This window comes from Microbacterium sp. GQ128, assembly GCF_059758615.1.
In genome coordinates, this window is record NZ_JCAXDY010000004.1 from 242,987 (window position 1) to 258,005 (window position 15,019).

Annotated in this window: 13 protein-coding genes; 2 read left to right on the forward strand and 11 right to left on the reverse strand. The window is 70.6% G+C overall.

The genetic code is table 11. The features are described 5' to 3' along the window. Positions 1-15 precede the first annotated feature (15 nt). The 7 genes from AC6CHX_RS14670 to AC6CHX_RS14700 form a co-directional block, all read right to left on the reverse strand. A complete protein-coding gene (locus tag AC6CHX_RS14670; RefSeq protein WP_498273392.1) occupies positions 16-738 on the reverse strand; it encodes a FadR/GntR family transcriptional regulator in 723 nt (240 codons plus the stop codon). A gap of 14 nt (positions 739-752) precedes the next feature. Then, positions 753-2,195: an aldehyde dehydrogenase family protein gene (locus tag AC6CHX_RS14675; protein WP_498273393.1), complete on the reverse strand. Its 1,443-nt coding sequence runs from the start codon at positions 2,193-2,195 to the stop codon at positions 753-755. 1 nt (position 2,196) lies between these two features. Continuing rightward, complete coding sequence (locus AC6CHX_RS14680) at positions 2,197-3,570, reverse strand: glutamine synthetase family protein (RefSeq protein WP_498273394.1); 1,374 nt, start codon at positions 3,568-3,570, stop codon at positions 2,197-2,199. After that, positions 3,567-4,331: an SDR family NAD(P)-dependent oxidoreductase gene (locus AC6CHX_RS14685; RefSeq protein ID WP_498273395.1), complete on the reverse strand. Its 765-nt coding sequence runs from the start codon at positions 4,329-4,331 to the stop codon at positions 3,567-3,569. The genes AC6CHX_RS14680 and AC6CHX_RS14685 overlap by 4 nt, the downstream gene beginning before the upstream one ends. A 23-nt stretch (positions 4,332-4,354) precedes the next feature. Further along, positions 4,355-5,128: a gamma-glutamyl-gamma-aminobutyrate hydrolase family protein gene (locus AC6CHX_RS14690; RefSeq protein WP_498273396.1), complete on the reverse strand. Its 774-nt coding sequence runs from the start codon at positions 5,126-5,128 to the stop codon at positions 4,355-4,357. Between the two features lie 28 nt (positions 5,129-5,156). Beyond that, complete coding sequence (locus AC6CHX_RS14695) at positions 5,157-6,641, reverse strand: APC family permease (protein ID WP_498273397.1); 1,485 nt, start codon at positions 6,639-6,641, stop codon at positions 5,157-5,159. Between the two features lie 214 nt (positions 6,642-6,855). Further along, the gene (locus tag AC6CHX_RS14700; protein WP_498273398.1) at positions 6,856-7,461 is read right to left on the reverse strand and encodes an NUDIX hydrolase family protein; all 606 of its coding nucleotides are present in this window, start codon (positions 7,459-7,461) and stop codon (positions 6,856-6,858) included. Positions 7,462-7,533: 72 nt separating this feature from the next. On the opposite strand from AC6CHX_RS14700, the gene AC6CHX_RS14705 reads away from it, so the two are divergent. Then, positions 7,534-8,190: an alpha/beta hydrolase gene (locus tag AC6CHX_RS14705; RefSeq protein WP_498273399.1), complete on the forward strand. Its 657-nt coding sequence runs from the start codon at positions 7,534-7,536 to the stop codon at positions 8,188-8,190. A gap of 248 nt (positions 8,191-8,438) precedes the next feature. Then, on the forward strand, positions 8,439-10,121 hold the full coding sequence (locus AC6CHX_RS14710) for an ABC-F family ATP-binding cassette domain-containing protein (protein WP_498273400.1): 1,683 nt from the start codon (positions 8,439-8,441) through the stop codon (positions 10,119-10,121). 9 nt (positions 10,122-10,130) lie between these two features. Here the strand turns inward: AC6CHX_RS14710 and AC6CHX_RS14715 are convergent, their stop codons facing one another. The 4 genes from AC6CHX_RS14715 to AC6CHX_RS14730 form a co-directional block, all read right to left on the reverse strand. Further along, positions 10,131-12,098 (reverse strand): acyltransferase family protein, encoded by a 1,968-nt coding sequence (locus AC6CHX_RS14715; protein WP_498273401.1) that lies wholly within the window; start codon positions 12,096-12,098, stop codon positions 10,131-10,133. Between the two features lie 75 nt (positions 12,099-12,173). Next, on the reverse strand, positions 12,174-12,833 hold the full coding sequence (locus AC6CHX_RS14720) for a response regulator (RefSeq protein ID WP_498273402.1): 660 nt from the start codon (positions 12,831-12,833) through the stop codon (positions 12,174-12,176). Next, entirely contained in the window at positions 12,830-14,107 is a 1,278-nt protein-coding gene (locus AC6CHX_RS14725; protein WP_498273403.1) for a sensor histidine kinase, read from the reverse strand. The genes AC6CHX_RS14720 and AC6CHX_RS14725 overlap by 4 nt, the downstream gene beginning before the upstream one ends. A gap of 35 nt (positions 14,108-14,142) precedes the next feature. Next, complete coding sequence (locus tag AC6CHX_RS14730; RefSeq protein WP_498273404.1) at positions 14,143-14,904, reverse strand: DUF998 domain-containing protein; 762 nt, start codon at positions 14,902-14,904, stop codon at positions 14,143-14,145. Positions 14,905-15,019 lie beyond the last annotated feature (115 nt).

A 15,019-nucleotide genomic window follows, 5' to 3' on the forward strand; every position in this document is an offset into this window, starting at 1 on the left:
GGCACCGGCGCGACGTCAGGATTCGACGACGCGGGTGAACTCCTCGCGGGTGGTGCGCAGGTGCGCGCGCATCGCGGCATCCGCAGCCTCGGCGTCGCCACGTCGCACGGCGTCGAGGATCTGCTCGTGCGCGTGCCAGCTCGACTCCTTCACGAAGTCGAAGCTCATCAGGTCGACGGGCTCGAACATGCGCACCCTCGCCTCCTCGACGGCGTCGCGGACGAAGGAGTTGCCGGATGCCTCGGCGAGCGCGATGTGGAAGTCGGTGTCGGCGATGCGTGACTCGGCCTTCGTGACGGCGGCGGCGAGGTCGCGCTGCGCCAGCGCCATCGCCTCCAGGTCGGCGGCGCTGCGGCGGGCCGCGGCCAGCGCCGCCCCTCCGGACTCGACGATCGAACGGAACTCGGTGAGCTCGCCGATCTCGGCCGAACGCGTGCGCACCTCCTCGCGGATGAGCCGCGGGTCGAGCGCGGCGTCCTGCACGAACGCCCCGCCGGACGCGCCGCGCGAGATCACGATCTGCCCGCTCCCCTCGAGGATGCGCAGCGCCTGCCGCAGGGTCTCGCGCGAGACGCCGAGCTGCTCGGCGAGCCGCCGCTCCGGCGGAAGCCGATCACCGGGGCGGATGCGGCCGAGCGCCATCTCGCGCCGCAGGAACCCGGCGACGGCCTGGTAACCCGACACGGGCTGCAGCACGGCACGGGAGAAGTCGTGCGGCGCGTCGTCACGCTCGCTCATCCGTGCTCCTCCGATCAGAGGGGCAGACCCGGGCGGTCGGAGCCCACGATCTGCTTCCCCACGAAGAAGTCAAGCACATCGTCGTCTCCGTGCCCGCCCAGCCCGCTCGCGCCGAAGAAGCTCTGCGCCGACTCGGGCGACATGTCGAGCACGCTCGTGCCGTTGACCTTGACCTCGCCGGCGACGAGCCGTGTGCCGAGTGCGGCTGCGGCCTCCTCGTCGGCGCCGAACACGTAGCCGGCGAGTCCGACCTGCCCGGTGTTCGCGAGGGCCACGGCCTCGTCCTCGTCGGCGTAACCGCCCACGAGCAGCAGGGGTCCGAAGACCTCGTCGGCGAGGCCCGGCCCGTCGAGGACCGCCACCGTCGGCTCGAAGAACCACCCCTGTGCGGGCACCTGCGTGACGCGCAGCAGCTCGGCACCGGCCTGCGCCAGACGCTCCCGCTGTTCGACGAGCTCGTCCCGCCGCGCGGCGAACGCGACCGGTCCCACCTCGGTCCCCTCGTCCAGGCTCGATCCGATGGCCCGGCGGTCGAACTCGGCGATCAGGAGGCCGGCGAGCTCCTCCCGCCGCGCACGGTCGACGAGCACCCGGCGGGGTGCCTCGCACCACTGTCCCGACAGCTTGAGCACGCCGTCGGCCAGGGCCTTCGCGGCCGCGGGGAGATCGGCATCCGTCCGGACGATGGCCGCGTTGTTCGAGCCCAACTCCAGCTGCAGCCGCGCGAAGCGCGGAGCGGCGGTCGCGGCGATCGCGCGCCCGGTCGGAGTGGAGCCGGTCATCGAGATCGCGGCGATGCGCTCGTCGGCGACGAGGGTGCGCCCGACACCGCCGCTGCCCTGCACGAGTCCGACCACTCCGTCGGGGATGCCGACCGCGTGCACGCCCTCGAGCAGCAGCTGGGCGCTCCACGGCGAGAACGAGGAGGGCTTGAGCACGACGGTCGCGCCCGCGGCCAGCGCGAACGCCGTCTTCTTGACCGCCATGGCGGACGGGGCGTTCCACGGCAGGATCAGCGCGGTCGGACCCCACGGCACACGGTGCAGTCGCACCGGCCCGTGCTCGGCGGCGAGCACGCGGGAATCGCCGACCGCGACCGCGCGTCGTGCCGCATCCCTCAGCGTCGCTCCGTTCGCCCCGCCGAAGAGCCGGGTGACCGAGATCGGCACCCCGCTGTTGAGCGCGTCGAGACGGGCGACCTCCTCGGCGCGTTCGTCGAGCCAGTCGGCGAGGGCGGCCAGCTTCTCGGCCCGGCGCTCCGGGGCGAGACCGCGCCAGCGCGCGTCATCGTGCGCCTCCTGCGCGGCGGTCACCGCGCGGCCGACCTGATCGAGCGAGCTCGATGCCGAGGCCACCAGGGCCTCCCCCGTGTTCGGGTCGTGCAGCCAGGTGCCGTCGCTCTCGGGGCTGTCCTCGGCGACGCCGCCGATCCAGGTGCGCAGGGCGGGGTACGTCATGTCAGATCCGATCGAAGTAGCGGTGCAGGTCCCAGTCGGTGACACGCGCCATGAACGTCGTCCACTCGTGATCGAGCAGCACCTGCTGGTGCGAGATCAGCTCGGGCGCGAGCAGCTCCTGCACGAGCGCGCTCTCGCCGAACAGGATGCTCGCCTGCCGGGGATCCGCGGGCATCGCACCGTCGGCGGGGAGGTCGTAGGCGCTTCCGACCACGGCGTCGCCGAGCACGATCTCCTTCTCCATGCCGTCACGCGCCGAGGCCAGCACCCCGGTGAGGGTGAAGTACGGATTGGTGTCGGCGCCGGGCAGGCGGAACTCGAAGCGCAGCGCCTGCGGCGAATGCCCCACCACGCGCACCGTCGTGGTGCGGTTGTCGAATCCCCAGGTCTGTCCACTCCCCGCCACGTCGGACGAGTTGCTGCGACGGTAGGAGTTGACGGTCGGCGCGTACCAGGCCATCAGCGCGGGAGCGTGTTCGAGCGCGCCGGCGATCGCCGACCGCATCCGTCCGCTGAGGCGATCCGCAGCCGATTCGTCCCAGAACACCGCGGTGCCCTCGTCGTCGACGAAAGACACGTGCACGTGGCAGGACGACCCGGGCTGGTCGTTGAGCGGTCGGGCCATGAACGTCGCCGACATGCCGGCGCGCGCGGCCGTGTCGCGCACCGCCAGCTTGTAGAGCGCGTGCCGGTCGGCCATCTCCAGCGGGTCGCCGTACTCGAACGTCATCTCCCACTGCCCGAGACCCCATTCGCTCTGCGCGGCCTCGACGAGGATGCCGCTGGCACGGAGGTCGGCACGCAGCTTCTGGAAGAACGGCTCGTAGAGGTTGCCCTCGTGGATCATGAAGTCCGACGGCGTGAGGGTGGTCGGGTCGAGGTCGCGGAACCCCGAGCGGCGCAGCTCCCTGGGGTCGTTGCGGAACAGGTAGAACTCCAGTTCCGTCCCCGCGAGCGGGGTGAGCCCGAGCTCCCGGATGCGGGCGAGCTCCTGCTTCAGGATCACGCGGGGCGAGAGCGGCATGGGCTCGTGCGTGTGCACGTCGACCGGGTCGGCGAGGCAGATCGCCACGCCCTCGAGCCAGGCCGCCGGGCGGAGCGTCTCGAGGTCGGGGATCAGCGTGACGTCGGGGACGCCGTTGTGCATGCCGCACAGCGCGAACTTGTTGGCATCGATCAGCTCCAGCCCCTGGTCGATGTCCCACGCCCAGGCACAGGTGCAGATGTCGACGCCGTTCGCCACGACGCGGCCGAAGCCCTCGACGGGGATGCGGCGGCCCACGAGTCGGCCCTGCAGGTCGGGCGTCGCCACGATCACGGTGCGGATGCCGGCTGCCTCCAGCTCGTCCGGAGCCAGGCGCACGTCGTCGATCATCGCGTCAGCCACCCTCCGTCGACGGGGAGCTGGATGCCGTCGATCCACGACGCCTCGTCGCTGAGCAGCCAGGAGACCGCGGAGGCGATGTCGGCGGGCACGCCCACGCGCGGCACCAGCAGGCGCTGCTTCATGAACTCCAGCGCCTCCGGGCTCGTGACGCTCTCGTAGTCGAAGAAGTCCGTCGCGATGGGGCCGGGTGCCACGCAGTTGACGCGGATGTTCTTCGCCGCGAGCTCGACCGCGAGCGCCTTGGTGAGCATCGGGACGCCGCCCTTGCTCGCGTTGTAGTGCGGCTGCGCGGTGCCGGTGCTCGTCACGACCACCAGGGCCTCGACGGTCGACAGGTTCACGATCGCGCCGCCGCCGGACTCGGCGATGAGCGGGGCGACCTCCTGCGCGACGAGGAACTGTCCCTTGAGGTTGATGTCGAACACGAAGTCCCACGCCTCCTCGGTGAGGGTCTCGAACGAGTGCTCCGTGACGACCCCGGCGTTGTTCACCAGGAGGTGCAGCGACCCCCACGCCTCACGGGCGACGTCGACCGCCGCGCGGATCTGCTCCCGGGAGCGCACGTCCACCACGGCCGCGAGGGCGATGCCACCCGCCTCCTCGATGAGGCGGACGGTCTCGTCCGCGCCATCGGCGGAGACGTCGGTCACGAGGATGCGTGCTCCTTCGCTCGCGAGCCGAAGCGCCGTCTCCCGTCCGATGCCGGAGCCTGCGCCCGTGATGAGGGCGTTCTTGTCTGCGTGTCGCATTTCTTCTCCTTGTTCGGTGACGCCTAGGCGACGTTCTGTGTGGCGGGCGCGGTGTCGCGCGTCGCGCGGGCGGCGGCCTGGTCGACCAGCCAGCCGAAGACCGGGTCGGCCTCGAAGGTCTCGGGATGCCACTGCACGCCGACGACCGGGAGTCCCTCCAGCTCGATGGCCTCGACGACGCCGTCCGGCGCCCAGCCGGTGACGACGATGCCTCGGCCGGGAACATCGACCGCTTGATGATGGAACGAGTTGACGCGGGTCGTCTCGCCGTAGAGGACCTGCGCGACACTGCCCGGCGCCGTGCGCACCTCGTGCACGCGGTGCGCGCGAGGGTATGCGTAGGAGCCGTGCGACTCCCCCTCTCCCGGTGCCAGGTGCGAGTGGAGCGTGCCGCCGCGGACGACGTTGAGGAGCTGTGCGCCACGGCACACTCCGAGCAGCGGGATGCCGCCGGTGATGGCGGCCTCGATCAGCCCGGCCTCGAACGCGTCGCGCTGCGGGTCGATCAGCGGGGTGAACGGTCCCGGTGTCTGCCCGTAGAGGCGGGGGTCGACGTCGTCGCCTCCCACGATCACGATGCCGTCGAGGCGCTCGGCCAGCTCCGCCGGCACGGCATCCATCGGCAGGTGCACCGGCAGCCCGCCGGCGCGGAGCACGGAGGTCGAGTACTCGCTGAGGTAGGCCTCGAGCGGAGCGTCGGCGAAGCCGTGCGGTGCGCCGATCGCCGCTCCGCGCAGGCGTCGTCCGGAGATGCCGATCAGGGGTCGGGGCAGGGCGGGGGTGCTGATGATGTCCATCCTTCAGGTGCGGGAGCGGGTGTCGAGGTCAGGCGTTCTCGTCGAATCGGCGCACGATCTGGGCATACGCCTCCGGGGCCTTCGCCCGCATGATCGCGGCCTGCACGAGGCCGATCACGGGGGCGATGACCACGACCCCGACGAGGGTGATGCTGATCGGGCCCCAAGCGGGGTTCCCCTCGGCGTCGACGTCGCTCACGAGCAGCGGGAAGTTCGCGGCGATGAGCACGGCGGACACGGCGAGACCGAGGAAGCCGAGGATCGGGGCGATGACGGTGTGCCAGGGGCTGCGCAGCACCCGGGTGCGGGCGAAGTAGACCACGACCGAGAGGCACGTGACCGCCATCAGGATCACGATCGCCAGCGTGCCGATGCCGGCGAACCAGGAGAAGATGTTCTCCGGCGCGAAGCCGATCAGCGCCAGCACGATGATCGCGATGCCCGAGGTCGCCACCTGCACGATCGAGGCGACGTGCGGCGAACCGTGCTGCGCGTGCACCGTGCCGACGCGGTCGGGCAGCACCCGGGCGTTGGCCATGGCGTGGTGGTAGCGGGTCAGCACGTTGTGCAGCGACAGCACGGCGGCGAACATGCTCCCGAGGAACAGCACCGCGACGGCGATCGAGCCGACCGGGCCGAGGTACTGCTCGGTGACGCGGGTGATCAGCGTGGTGGGGTCGGCGGCCGCCTCCTCGATGATGGCGCCTTCGCCGACGCCGACCACGATCGCCCAGGCGGCGAAGGCGTAGAAGACGCCGATCACGATCGCGGACGCGTAGGTGGCGCGCGGGATCGTGCGCTCGGGCGTGCGCACCTCGTCGCGGTAGACGACGGTCGACTCGAACCCGATGAAGCTCGCGATCGCGAACATCAGGCCGAGCGCGGGAGCACCGGAGAGGACGTTCTGCAGCAGGAACGACCCGAAGGTCACGCCCTCCGCGCCGCCGGTCACGAGGATGACGATCCCGAGCAGCACGACGATGCCGATCTCGGCGAGCAGCACGACCACGAGCACGCGGGAGCTGAGCTCGATCTGCCGATAGCCGAGTGCACCGACCAGGGCCACGGAGGCGAGGGTGAGCAGCCACCACGGGATCTCGGGGCCGCCGAGGAGGACGATGCTCGAGCTGATCGTCGCGCCCAGGTAGGAGAACACCGCGATCTGCACGGTCGTGTAGCAGACGAGGGCGAGGTAGGCGGTGGCGAGACCGGGCGTGCGGCCGAGCCCGTGGGTCGCGAACACGAAGAACGATCCCGCTTTGGGCAGGAAGCGGCTCATCGCCGTGAGGCCCACCGAGAACAGCAGCAGGATCACGGTGGCCACGAGGAACATCACCGGGAAGCCGATGCCGTTTCCCACGAGGAAGCCGATGGGCACGAGCCCGCCGACGACCGTGAGCGGAGCGGCGGCCGCGATCACCATGAAGGTGACGGAGACCGCCCCGAGGTTCCCGCGGAGATTGCGCTCCTGGGGTGCTGCCGTGCTGTGCGACGTCGTTGTCGAAGCATCCATGTCGAAGCATCCTTTTGCCGATTGGACTAATGGTCTACTTTCTAGCCCATTACCCTCGGCGGCGCAATAGTCGTCGGCAGAACCTGCATGCCGACCCGGCCTCTTGCGTGCGAACCGGCCCCCTAGGACGGTGCACAAGGGGGTGGTTCGCACACAAGGGGACGGCTCGACGCCGGGACGGGCGGACGAGAGCGGCGGAGACGACGGGACGCGACTAGCGGAGAAGGCCGAGGTAGGCGAGGGCCTGGCGGATGAGGGTGCCGCGACCGCTCTCCATCTCGGCGGCGACCGCGTCGGATCCCGCGGCCTCCGGCGAGAACCAGGTGACCTCGAGGGCGTCCTGACGCGGTTCGCACGTGCCGGTCACCGGCACGACGAAGGCCAGCGACACGGCGTGCTGCCGGTCGTCGTGGAACGCGCTCACGCCCGGGATCGGGAAGTACTCCGCCACGGTGAACGGGAGCGGCTGCGGTGGCAGCAGCGGGAAGGCCATCGGCCCGAGGTCGTTCTCGACGTGACGGAAGAGGGCGTCGCGGATGGTCTCGCCGAAGCGGACGCGACCCGACACGATCGTGCGGGTCATCTCCCCCATCGGCGTGGAGCGCAGGAGGATGCCGATCTCGATCACCTGACCGGAGCCGTCGGTGCGCACCGGGATCGCCTCGACGTAGAGCATCGGCAGTCGGCGCCGCGCCTCTTCGAGTTCGAACTCGCTCAGCCAGCCGGGGTTGCCGTCGGAGACCGGCGGGTTCGAGTCCGCGAACGCGCCGAGACCATCGTCTTCGGGCTCCGGATCGGGATCAGGTGTGCGGACCGCCATGTGTCCTTTCTACCAGCCGCCTCCCCCGACCGACACCGCGTGCACGTCGGTCGCCCCTGGCAGGATGACGGTGTGAGCGAGAACCTGACGATCGACGACACGGCGACCCGCTGGTCGGCCGCCGACCGCGGACGGATGCCGCTGCTGGTGCTGCTGCACGGCTACGGAGCCGACGAGCACGACCTGTTCGGGCTCGTCCCCTACCTCCCCGAGGGCATCGCCATCGCCTCCGTCGCCGCGCCCCTCGCACCGCCGTGGCCGATGCCGGGGCGGTCCTGGTATGCGATCGAAGGGCTCGACGGACGCAGCCCCGAGGCGGTCACGGTCGCCGCCGAGGCGCTGCTGCGGTGGCTCGATGACGCGGCGGGTGACGCCCCTTCCGTCGCGCTGCTCGGCTTCTCGCAGGGAGCGGCGGTGTCGTTGCAGGCACTTCGCCTGGCACCCGAGCGCTTCGGCGCGGTCGTGGCACTCAGCGGCTACGTGGCAGCGGGCGAGCTGCCGAACGACGAGGAACTGGCCGAACTGCGCCCGCCCGTGTTCTGGGGGCGCGGCACGCACGACGACGTCATCCCGCCCGAGCTGGTCGACCACACCGCCCAGTGGCTTCCCGGCCACTCCGACCTGTCGGGCCGGGTCTACACCGGACTCACGCACAGCATCTCCGAAGAGGAGCTGACCGACGTGCACCGGTTCCTCACGAAATGGCTCGACGGGATCGCGAAGAGCTGATCAGCGAATCCGACACGCCCGGGAGTTGCGCAATCCTGATAACCCCGGATATCGTCGTGGAGTCCTGTCCGCCGTGTCTGGAAGTCCTTTGATCTGATCCGTCGCCTCCGCGCTCTTCTTTCCGCGCGCTGACCCGACGATCGCCGACTCCACGGCTGACCTCCCTCCTCCCGCGACGCTTCCGCGTCCGGTCGAGGACCGGCAGAGGTCCGGTGTCAGTGCACCCTCGCACTCGACAGGAGAAACTCATGTCAACTCCCACCCTTCACGCGTCGGTCATCCTCGACCGGCTCACCTTCACCTGGCCTGACGGTTCGGTCGCGCTCGACGGCGTCTCCGGCGCCTTCGGCTCCGGACGCACCGGACTCGTCGGTCGCAACGGGGCCGGCAAGTCGACGCTGCTGCGGCTGATGGCCGGCGAGCTCGAACCGACGTCGGGCGTCGTCACGGCATCCGGCGAGGTCGCCTACCTCCCCCAGCAGCTGACCCTCGATGTCGACCGCCGCGTCGCCGAACTTCTCGGCGTCTCCGTGGCGCTCGACGCCGTGCGGGCGATCAGCGCCGGCGACGTCGACCCCGCCCACTTCGATGCGGTCGGCGACGACTGGGACATCGAAGCCCGCGCAGAGGCGTCGCTGGCGGAGGCGGGGCTCGCCCCGGACTTCCTCGACCGCAGGGTCGGCGAGCTGTCCGGAGGCGAGGCCGTGCTCGTCGCGATCGCCGGCATCCGTCTGCGTCGCGCGCCGATCACGCTCCTCGACGAGCCGACCAACAACCTCGACCGCGACGCCAGGGCGAAGCTCGCGGCGATGGTGCGCGCCTGGAAGGGCACGCTCATCGTCGTCAGCCACGACCTGTCGCTGCTCGAGCTGATGGACGACACCGCCGAGCTCTATGCCCAGACGCTGAGCGTGTTCGGCGGACCGTACTCGGAGTGGCGCGCGTGGCTGGACGCGGAGCAGGATGCCGCGAAGCAGGCCGAGGTCGCGGCCGCGCAGGTGCTCCGTAAGGAGAAGCGTCAGCGGATCGAGGCCGAGGTGAAGCTCGCCCACCGCGCCCGCACGGCGAAGAAGGCCGAGATCGAGAAGCGGGTCCCGAAGATCATCGCGCACGGTCGCAAGATGGCCGCTGAGGTGTCGGCGGGCAAGTTGCGCACCGAGGTCGGGGCGAAGGAGGAGGCCGCACACGCCGCGCGCGAGGAGGCCGGGCGCCGCGTGCGCTCGGACTCCTCGATGAAGATCGAGCTGCCCGATCCGCAGGTGTCGCGCAGCCGCCGCATCGCGACGGTCGGCGACGAGGAGCGGGCGTGGGTGATCCAGGGCCCGGAACGCGTGGCGCTGATCGGCCGGAACGGCGCCGGCAAGACCACGCTGCTCGAGTGGTTGGTCGCGGGTGGTGTTCATGACTCAGGAAAAACGGCATCCAGCGCACCGGATCGGGCGGTTGAGGCCGAGTCCGACACGGAAGTCCTGAGTTATGAACGGCCCACCCTGCACATCGAGGCCCACACCGACCTGATCGGCTACCTGCCGCAGCGGGTCGACGGCCTCGACGAGGAGCGATCGGTGTTCGAGAACATCGCCGCCGCAGCACCCCCGGTTCCGGAGAAGGAGCTGCGCAACCGGCTCGCCCGGTTCCTGATCCGCGGGGCGACGGCAGAGCGTCCGGTGTCCGCGCTCTCCGGCGGCGAGCGCTTCCGCGTCGCACTGGCGAAACTGCTCCTCGCCGATCCCGCCCCGCACCTCGTGGTGCTCGACGAGCCGACGAACAACCTCGACGTCGACACGGTCGACCAGTTGGTCGAGGCGTTGCGCGCCTATCGGGGAGCCGTGCTCGTGGTCAGCCACGACGACGCGTTCCTGCGCCGACTCGACCTCGATCTGACGCTCGAGATCGACCGCGAGGGGTCGCTGCAGCAGGTGTCGCTGTGACACCGACGGTCACGGGGACGGCGGCTCATCGTGCTCGGCGCCATCCGTGGACCCCGACCGCCTCGAGTCGTCGTCGTGCTCGCGCACAGGCCCGTGCGAACCCTCCGCGCGGGCCTGTGCGGCGGCGGCCGCTTCCTCCGCATCCGCCGCGGTGATCGCCTGCGTGATCGCCTGCACGTACACGGCGCTGCCCGCCGGCTCGGGGTGGATGCCGTCGCCCGCCAGCCGTTCCGGATGGGGCGCGATCGCGGCGTCCCAATCGGCGACCACGACGTTCGGATGCGCCTCGGCGAAAGCGGCGAGCGCCGAATTCGCACCCGGGATCCAGTCGCGGTCTGCGTGCGCGTTGACGAGCACGAGCGTCCGATCGGCGCCGATCACACCGAGCACCCGGTCGAGCTGATCCGCGCCGACCTCGCCGTTGGTCGCGAGGCCGAGCACGACGATCGGTCGCAGACGCCCGTCGACCGCATCGGCGGTGAGGATGTCGGATGCCACCCACATGCTGCGCGACACCTCCGCATCGATCTCGATGCCGGGGAGGACGGACTGGAGCTCCGGCGCCGCGGCGAGCATGACCGAGTCACCGACGGCGGTGACTCGGCACCGGTGACCGGCTGCGGGGACGGAGGGGTCTGCCGTCACCCTCGGTTCCGGAGTGGGGGCTCCGGTGTCGGTCGGCGCCGGCGTCGAGTGCCCTCTGCCCCGGGTCTTCGGTGAGTCGTCGCCGAGAGCGGAGCGTCCGCGGGCGACGAGCCGCTCCGCTTCCGAGACGTCATCGTGCGCGACGGCGACCGCGATGGTACCGAGCGCGAGCACGGCGACGACGGCGCCCGCGACGATCGGACGCACCGCTGGTCGACGCGCGGAACGCGAGCGGGAGGCCGAGGACGGGCGCCGACGGAACGGTTCCTCCACGAAGATGAACGATGCTGCGGCGGCGGCGATGGAGAGCCCGGCGGTGCAGACGGCGAGCAGGATCGGCGCCGATCGGAGTGGAGTCGCACCCAGGATCAGCAGCAGCGGCCAGTGCCACAGATAGATCGCGTACGACCGCTCACCGAGCCAGCGCAGCGGAGCGATGTCGAGCATCCTTCCGAGAGCGGGGACGGTGGCAGCGGACCAGACGAGGCCGGCGGCGGCGACACTCGCGACCAGGAGTCCGCCGTGCGCGGGGAACCAGCCCGCCGCCGACATGCCCATCGAGGTCACGCCGAGCACCACCAGTGACAGGCAGCCGACGACCACGCGGGCGACGGCAGGGCGACGCGATGCCGCCCGCAGGTCAGCGGAGCCCAGACCGACGGCGAGCGCCACTCCGATCAGCAGGCCGAACGCATGGGTGTCGGTGCCGAAGTACGCGCGTGTCGGCGAGCCGAACGGCGTTCCGCTCAGCAACGCCATGGCCAGGGACGAGATGCCGGCGAGTGCGAGCACTCCCGCCAAAATGGCCCGTCGCCGGAACCGGAGCGCGAACAGCAGCAGCACGGGGCAGAGCAGATAGAACTGCTCCTCGACGGCCAGCGACCAGAGGTTCGTGAACAGCTCGGGCGCCGGGGCGTGGAAGTAGTCGCCATCCGCCGCGATCGCGAGCCAGTTCGAGCTGAAGGTCATGGCGCCGATAAGCTGACGCCGGATGCCGTCGAGCAGTTCGGGATCCACCAGGAAGGCCAGCGGCACACACACGGCGAGCACGGCTGCGAGCGCCGGCAAGATGCGTCCTGCCCGTCGACCCCAGAACGCTCGCAGATCGATCCGGCCCGAGGAATCGTGCTCGACGAGCAGCAGTCTGGTGACGATGAACCCGCTCACCACGAAGAACACGTCGACGCCGATGAACCCTCCGGGAACGGCAGCCGGAACCAGGTGGTATCCGAGAACGGCGATGACGGCCAGCGCGCGGAGTCCGGTGAGCCCACCGACGCGCGCCCGCGCGGGCCGCTTGACGGAGGTGGTTGGCGCGGATGCGGGCGGCATAGCCATCACGGTAACATTTCACACGTCACCCGCTATGTGCTGAGCCTGTGTGCTCAGCTGTTCATCGCATCGTCGTCATACCAGCCCGGCTTCGTAGGCGAGGATCACCGCCTGCACCCGGTCGCGGAGGTCGAGCTTCTGCAGGATGCGTCCGACATGGGTCTTCACGGTCGACTCGGAGACGAAGAGAGTCTGGCCGATCTCGGTGTTGTTGTAGCCCTTCGCGATCGCGAGGAGCACCTCCCGCTCCCGCTCTGTGAGCACGTCCAACCTCGGATCGACCGTCTCGGTCTGCCGCGGCAGGCGGGTGGCGAACAGGTCGAGCATCGACCGGGTGACTCGCGGGGAGACGAGGGCGTCACCGGCGGCGATCGCACGGATGGCTTCGGTCAGCTGCGCGGGCGGCGTGTTCTTCAACAGGAACCCGCTCGCACCGGCCCGCAGGCTCCCGAACGCGTACTCGTCGAGGTCGAACGTCGTGAGCACCAGTACTCGGCTCGCCGGCGTCCCTCGAACGATGCGCCTGGTCGCCTCGATGCCGTCCATCTCCGGCATCCGGATGTCCATCAGGATCACATCGGGCCGCAGATCTTCCGCCACGTGCACGGCTTCGGCGCCGGACGCGGCCTCGCCGATGACGCGCATGTCGTCCTCGGCGTCGAGCACCATCCGCATCCCGCGACGGATCAATTCATGGTCGTCGACGATGAGCACGCGAATCTGCTGTTCGCTCATGAGCCCTCCTCCTGTTCGGGGATCTCCACCCGCACCCGCCAGCCGCCGCCGGGCACGGGGCCCGCTTCCACCGTTCCCCCTGCGAGGCGGGCGCGTTCACGGATGCCGACGAGGCCGCGCCCCGATCCGACCGAGGCCGCCGGTGGCCCCTGCCGCCCGTCGTCGGTGATCTCGATGACGAGGAGGTCGGCCCGGAAGTCCAGGCTCACGAGAACCTCGCGCGGTTCCTTCGCGTACCGGAGGGCGTTCGTGAGGGCTTCCTGCACGATGCGGTGGATCGTGTTCTGCACGGCGGGCGACGACGGTGCTGTTCCCTCCGTGCGCACCGTCACCGGCAGCCCCGCGGTGCGGAAGGTCTCGACCAGCGCAGCCAGCTCGCTCAACCCGGGGTTCGGCCGCAGCGGGCTCTGCTCCTCGCCGTCGCCGCCATCGCCGCTGTCGTCGCCGAGAGCACCGAGCAGCTGCCGCATCTCGACGAGGGACTGCCGACCGACCTCGCCGATCTCCTGGATGGCGCTGCGCGACCGCTGCGGATCCTTCTCGGCGAGCGCGCTCGCGCCGTCGGCGAGCGACACCATCACCGAGACGCTGTGTGCCACGACGTCGTGGATCTCGCGGGTGATCCTGGCGCGCTCCGCCAGTGTCGCGATGCGTGCCTGCTGGTCGCGTTCGCGCGCGAGCTGGTTGGCGCGGTCGAGGATCGCCCCGATGTACCGGCGTCGATCACCCACGGTCACCCCGACGAGCGCGGCGATCAGCATCACGACGAGGAACAGCAGACTCCCGGGGACGGAGGTGAAGGCGTCCTCTGGCGCGCCTCGGCGCAACCAGTCCAGAGCGGGGAAGACGAGGACACCGGCCAGCACCGTCACCCCGAACGCGATCCATCCGCTGCGGTTCGACCGGTAGACGAAGAGGGCGTAGAGCGCGAGGCCGAGTCCGAACGGCTCCGCCGGGGTGTCCGACACGAAGGCGACGACCGCGACGACGGCGAACACCGCGAACGTGAGCCAGGGCCGCTGGCGACGCAGGAGGAGTCCGGCGGCAGCGACCACACCGAGCACGAGCGGAACGATGATCGAGACGTCCGGCGACCAGACTCCCGATGCCAGCGGGGTGACCAGCGCCAGGAACGTGCTGAGGAGCAGATAGAAGAAGGCGAGCAGCCCGTCGAACAGCCAGGGGTGCCGGCTCCAGAACCGCCGCACCACCCCGGGAGGCCGCGGCAGATTCATCGCGCGGACCTCGCCCTCGGCGGGTGCTGACTCTCGCATGGGACGACTCTACGCACCGCACCCGTCGCGTTCCGTCAGCCGGCGACGGCGACGAGTGTTCCCGTGGCGGGGCATCGCACGACGGTCCGGTCGACGGCGCTCCCCCGCGATACCGGCTCCCACGTCTGCCTGCGCACCGCGCGCGGCCGCTGCGAGACCGCCGTCTCGACGCCGAGGATCGCGAGCCATCCCATCCCGATCGTCGTCGCGACGAGTTCGAGGATACTGCCGATGTCGGTGCGGAACTGCAGGAGCGAGAGCATGCCGCCCGCCGCGGCGATCAGCGCGGTCGAGATACCGGCGCCCAGCGACAGGATCCGCAGCATCGCGCGGTCCTTCACGAACGACACCTGCAGCATCGCGAACGCGGCGAGCGCGAACGCGAGCACGGCGACCGTCGTGTGCACGAGGTCCTGCCAGGTGAACGTGGGACCGACCGGCAGTGGGCATCCGGTGGTGCACGGCACCTGCGAGGCGACCAGGAACAGCGACGACGCGATCGCCACGGAGAACGACGGCGACCAGATGCTCAGCCACGGCACCGTCGAGCGCAGACCGCGCGCGGCCCAGGCGACCGAGAAGCCCCCGGCGACGAGCAGGAGCAGCGCGAGCTCGAACCACCCGGCCGTCGGTTCACCGGCAGCCCCGAGTCCGCTCACGTAGAGCACCCGATCGATGCTCAGCCGAGCGATCCAGATGATCGTCAGGGCGACCGCGACGAGGACGCTTCCGGCGATCGCGACGAGAGCGCGGAGGGCGGTTCGGGCAGGAGCGGAAGCGGTCTGTTCGGTGGGCATAAGGAGACGGTATGAGCGGAGGCATCCGCGTCGCGTCGGACCGAAGTGCCCACTGCGGAGGGGCGTGGTACCGGGGTACGACGTCACTCGCAAGCTCGTCGCGCGACCCTTTCCG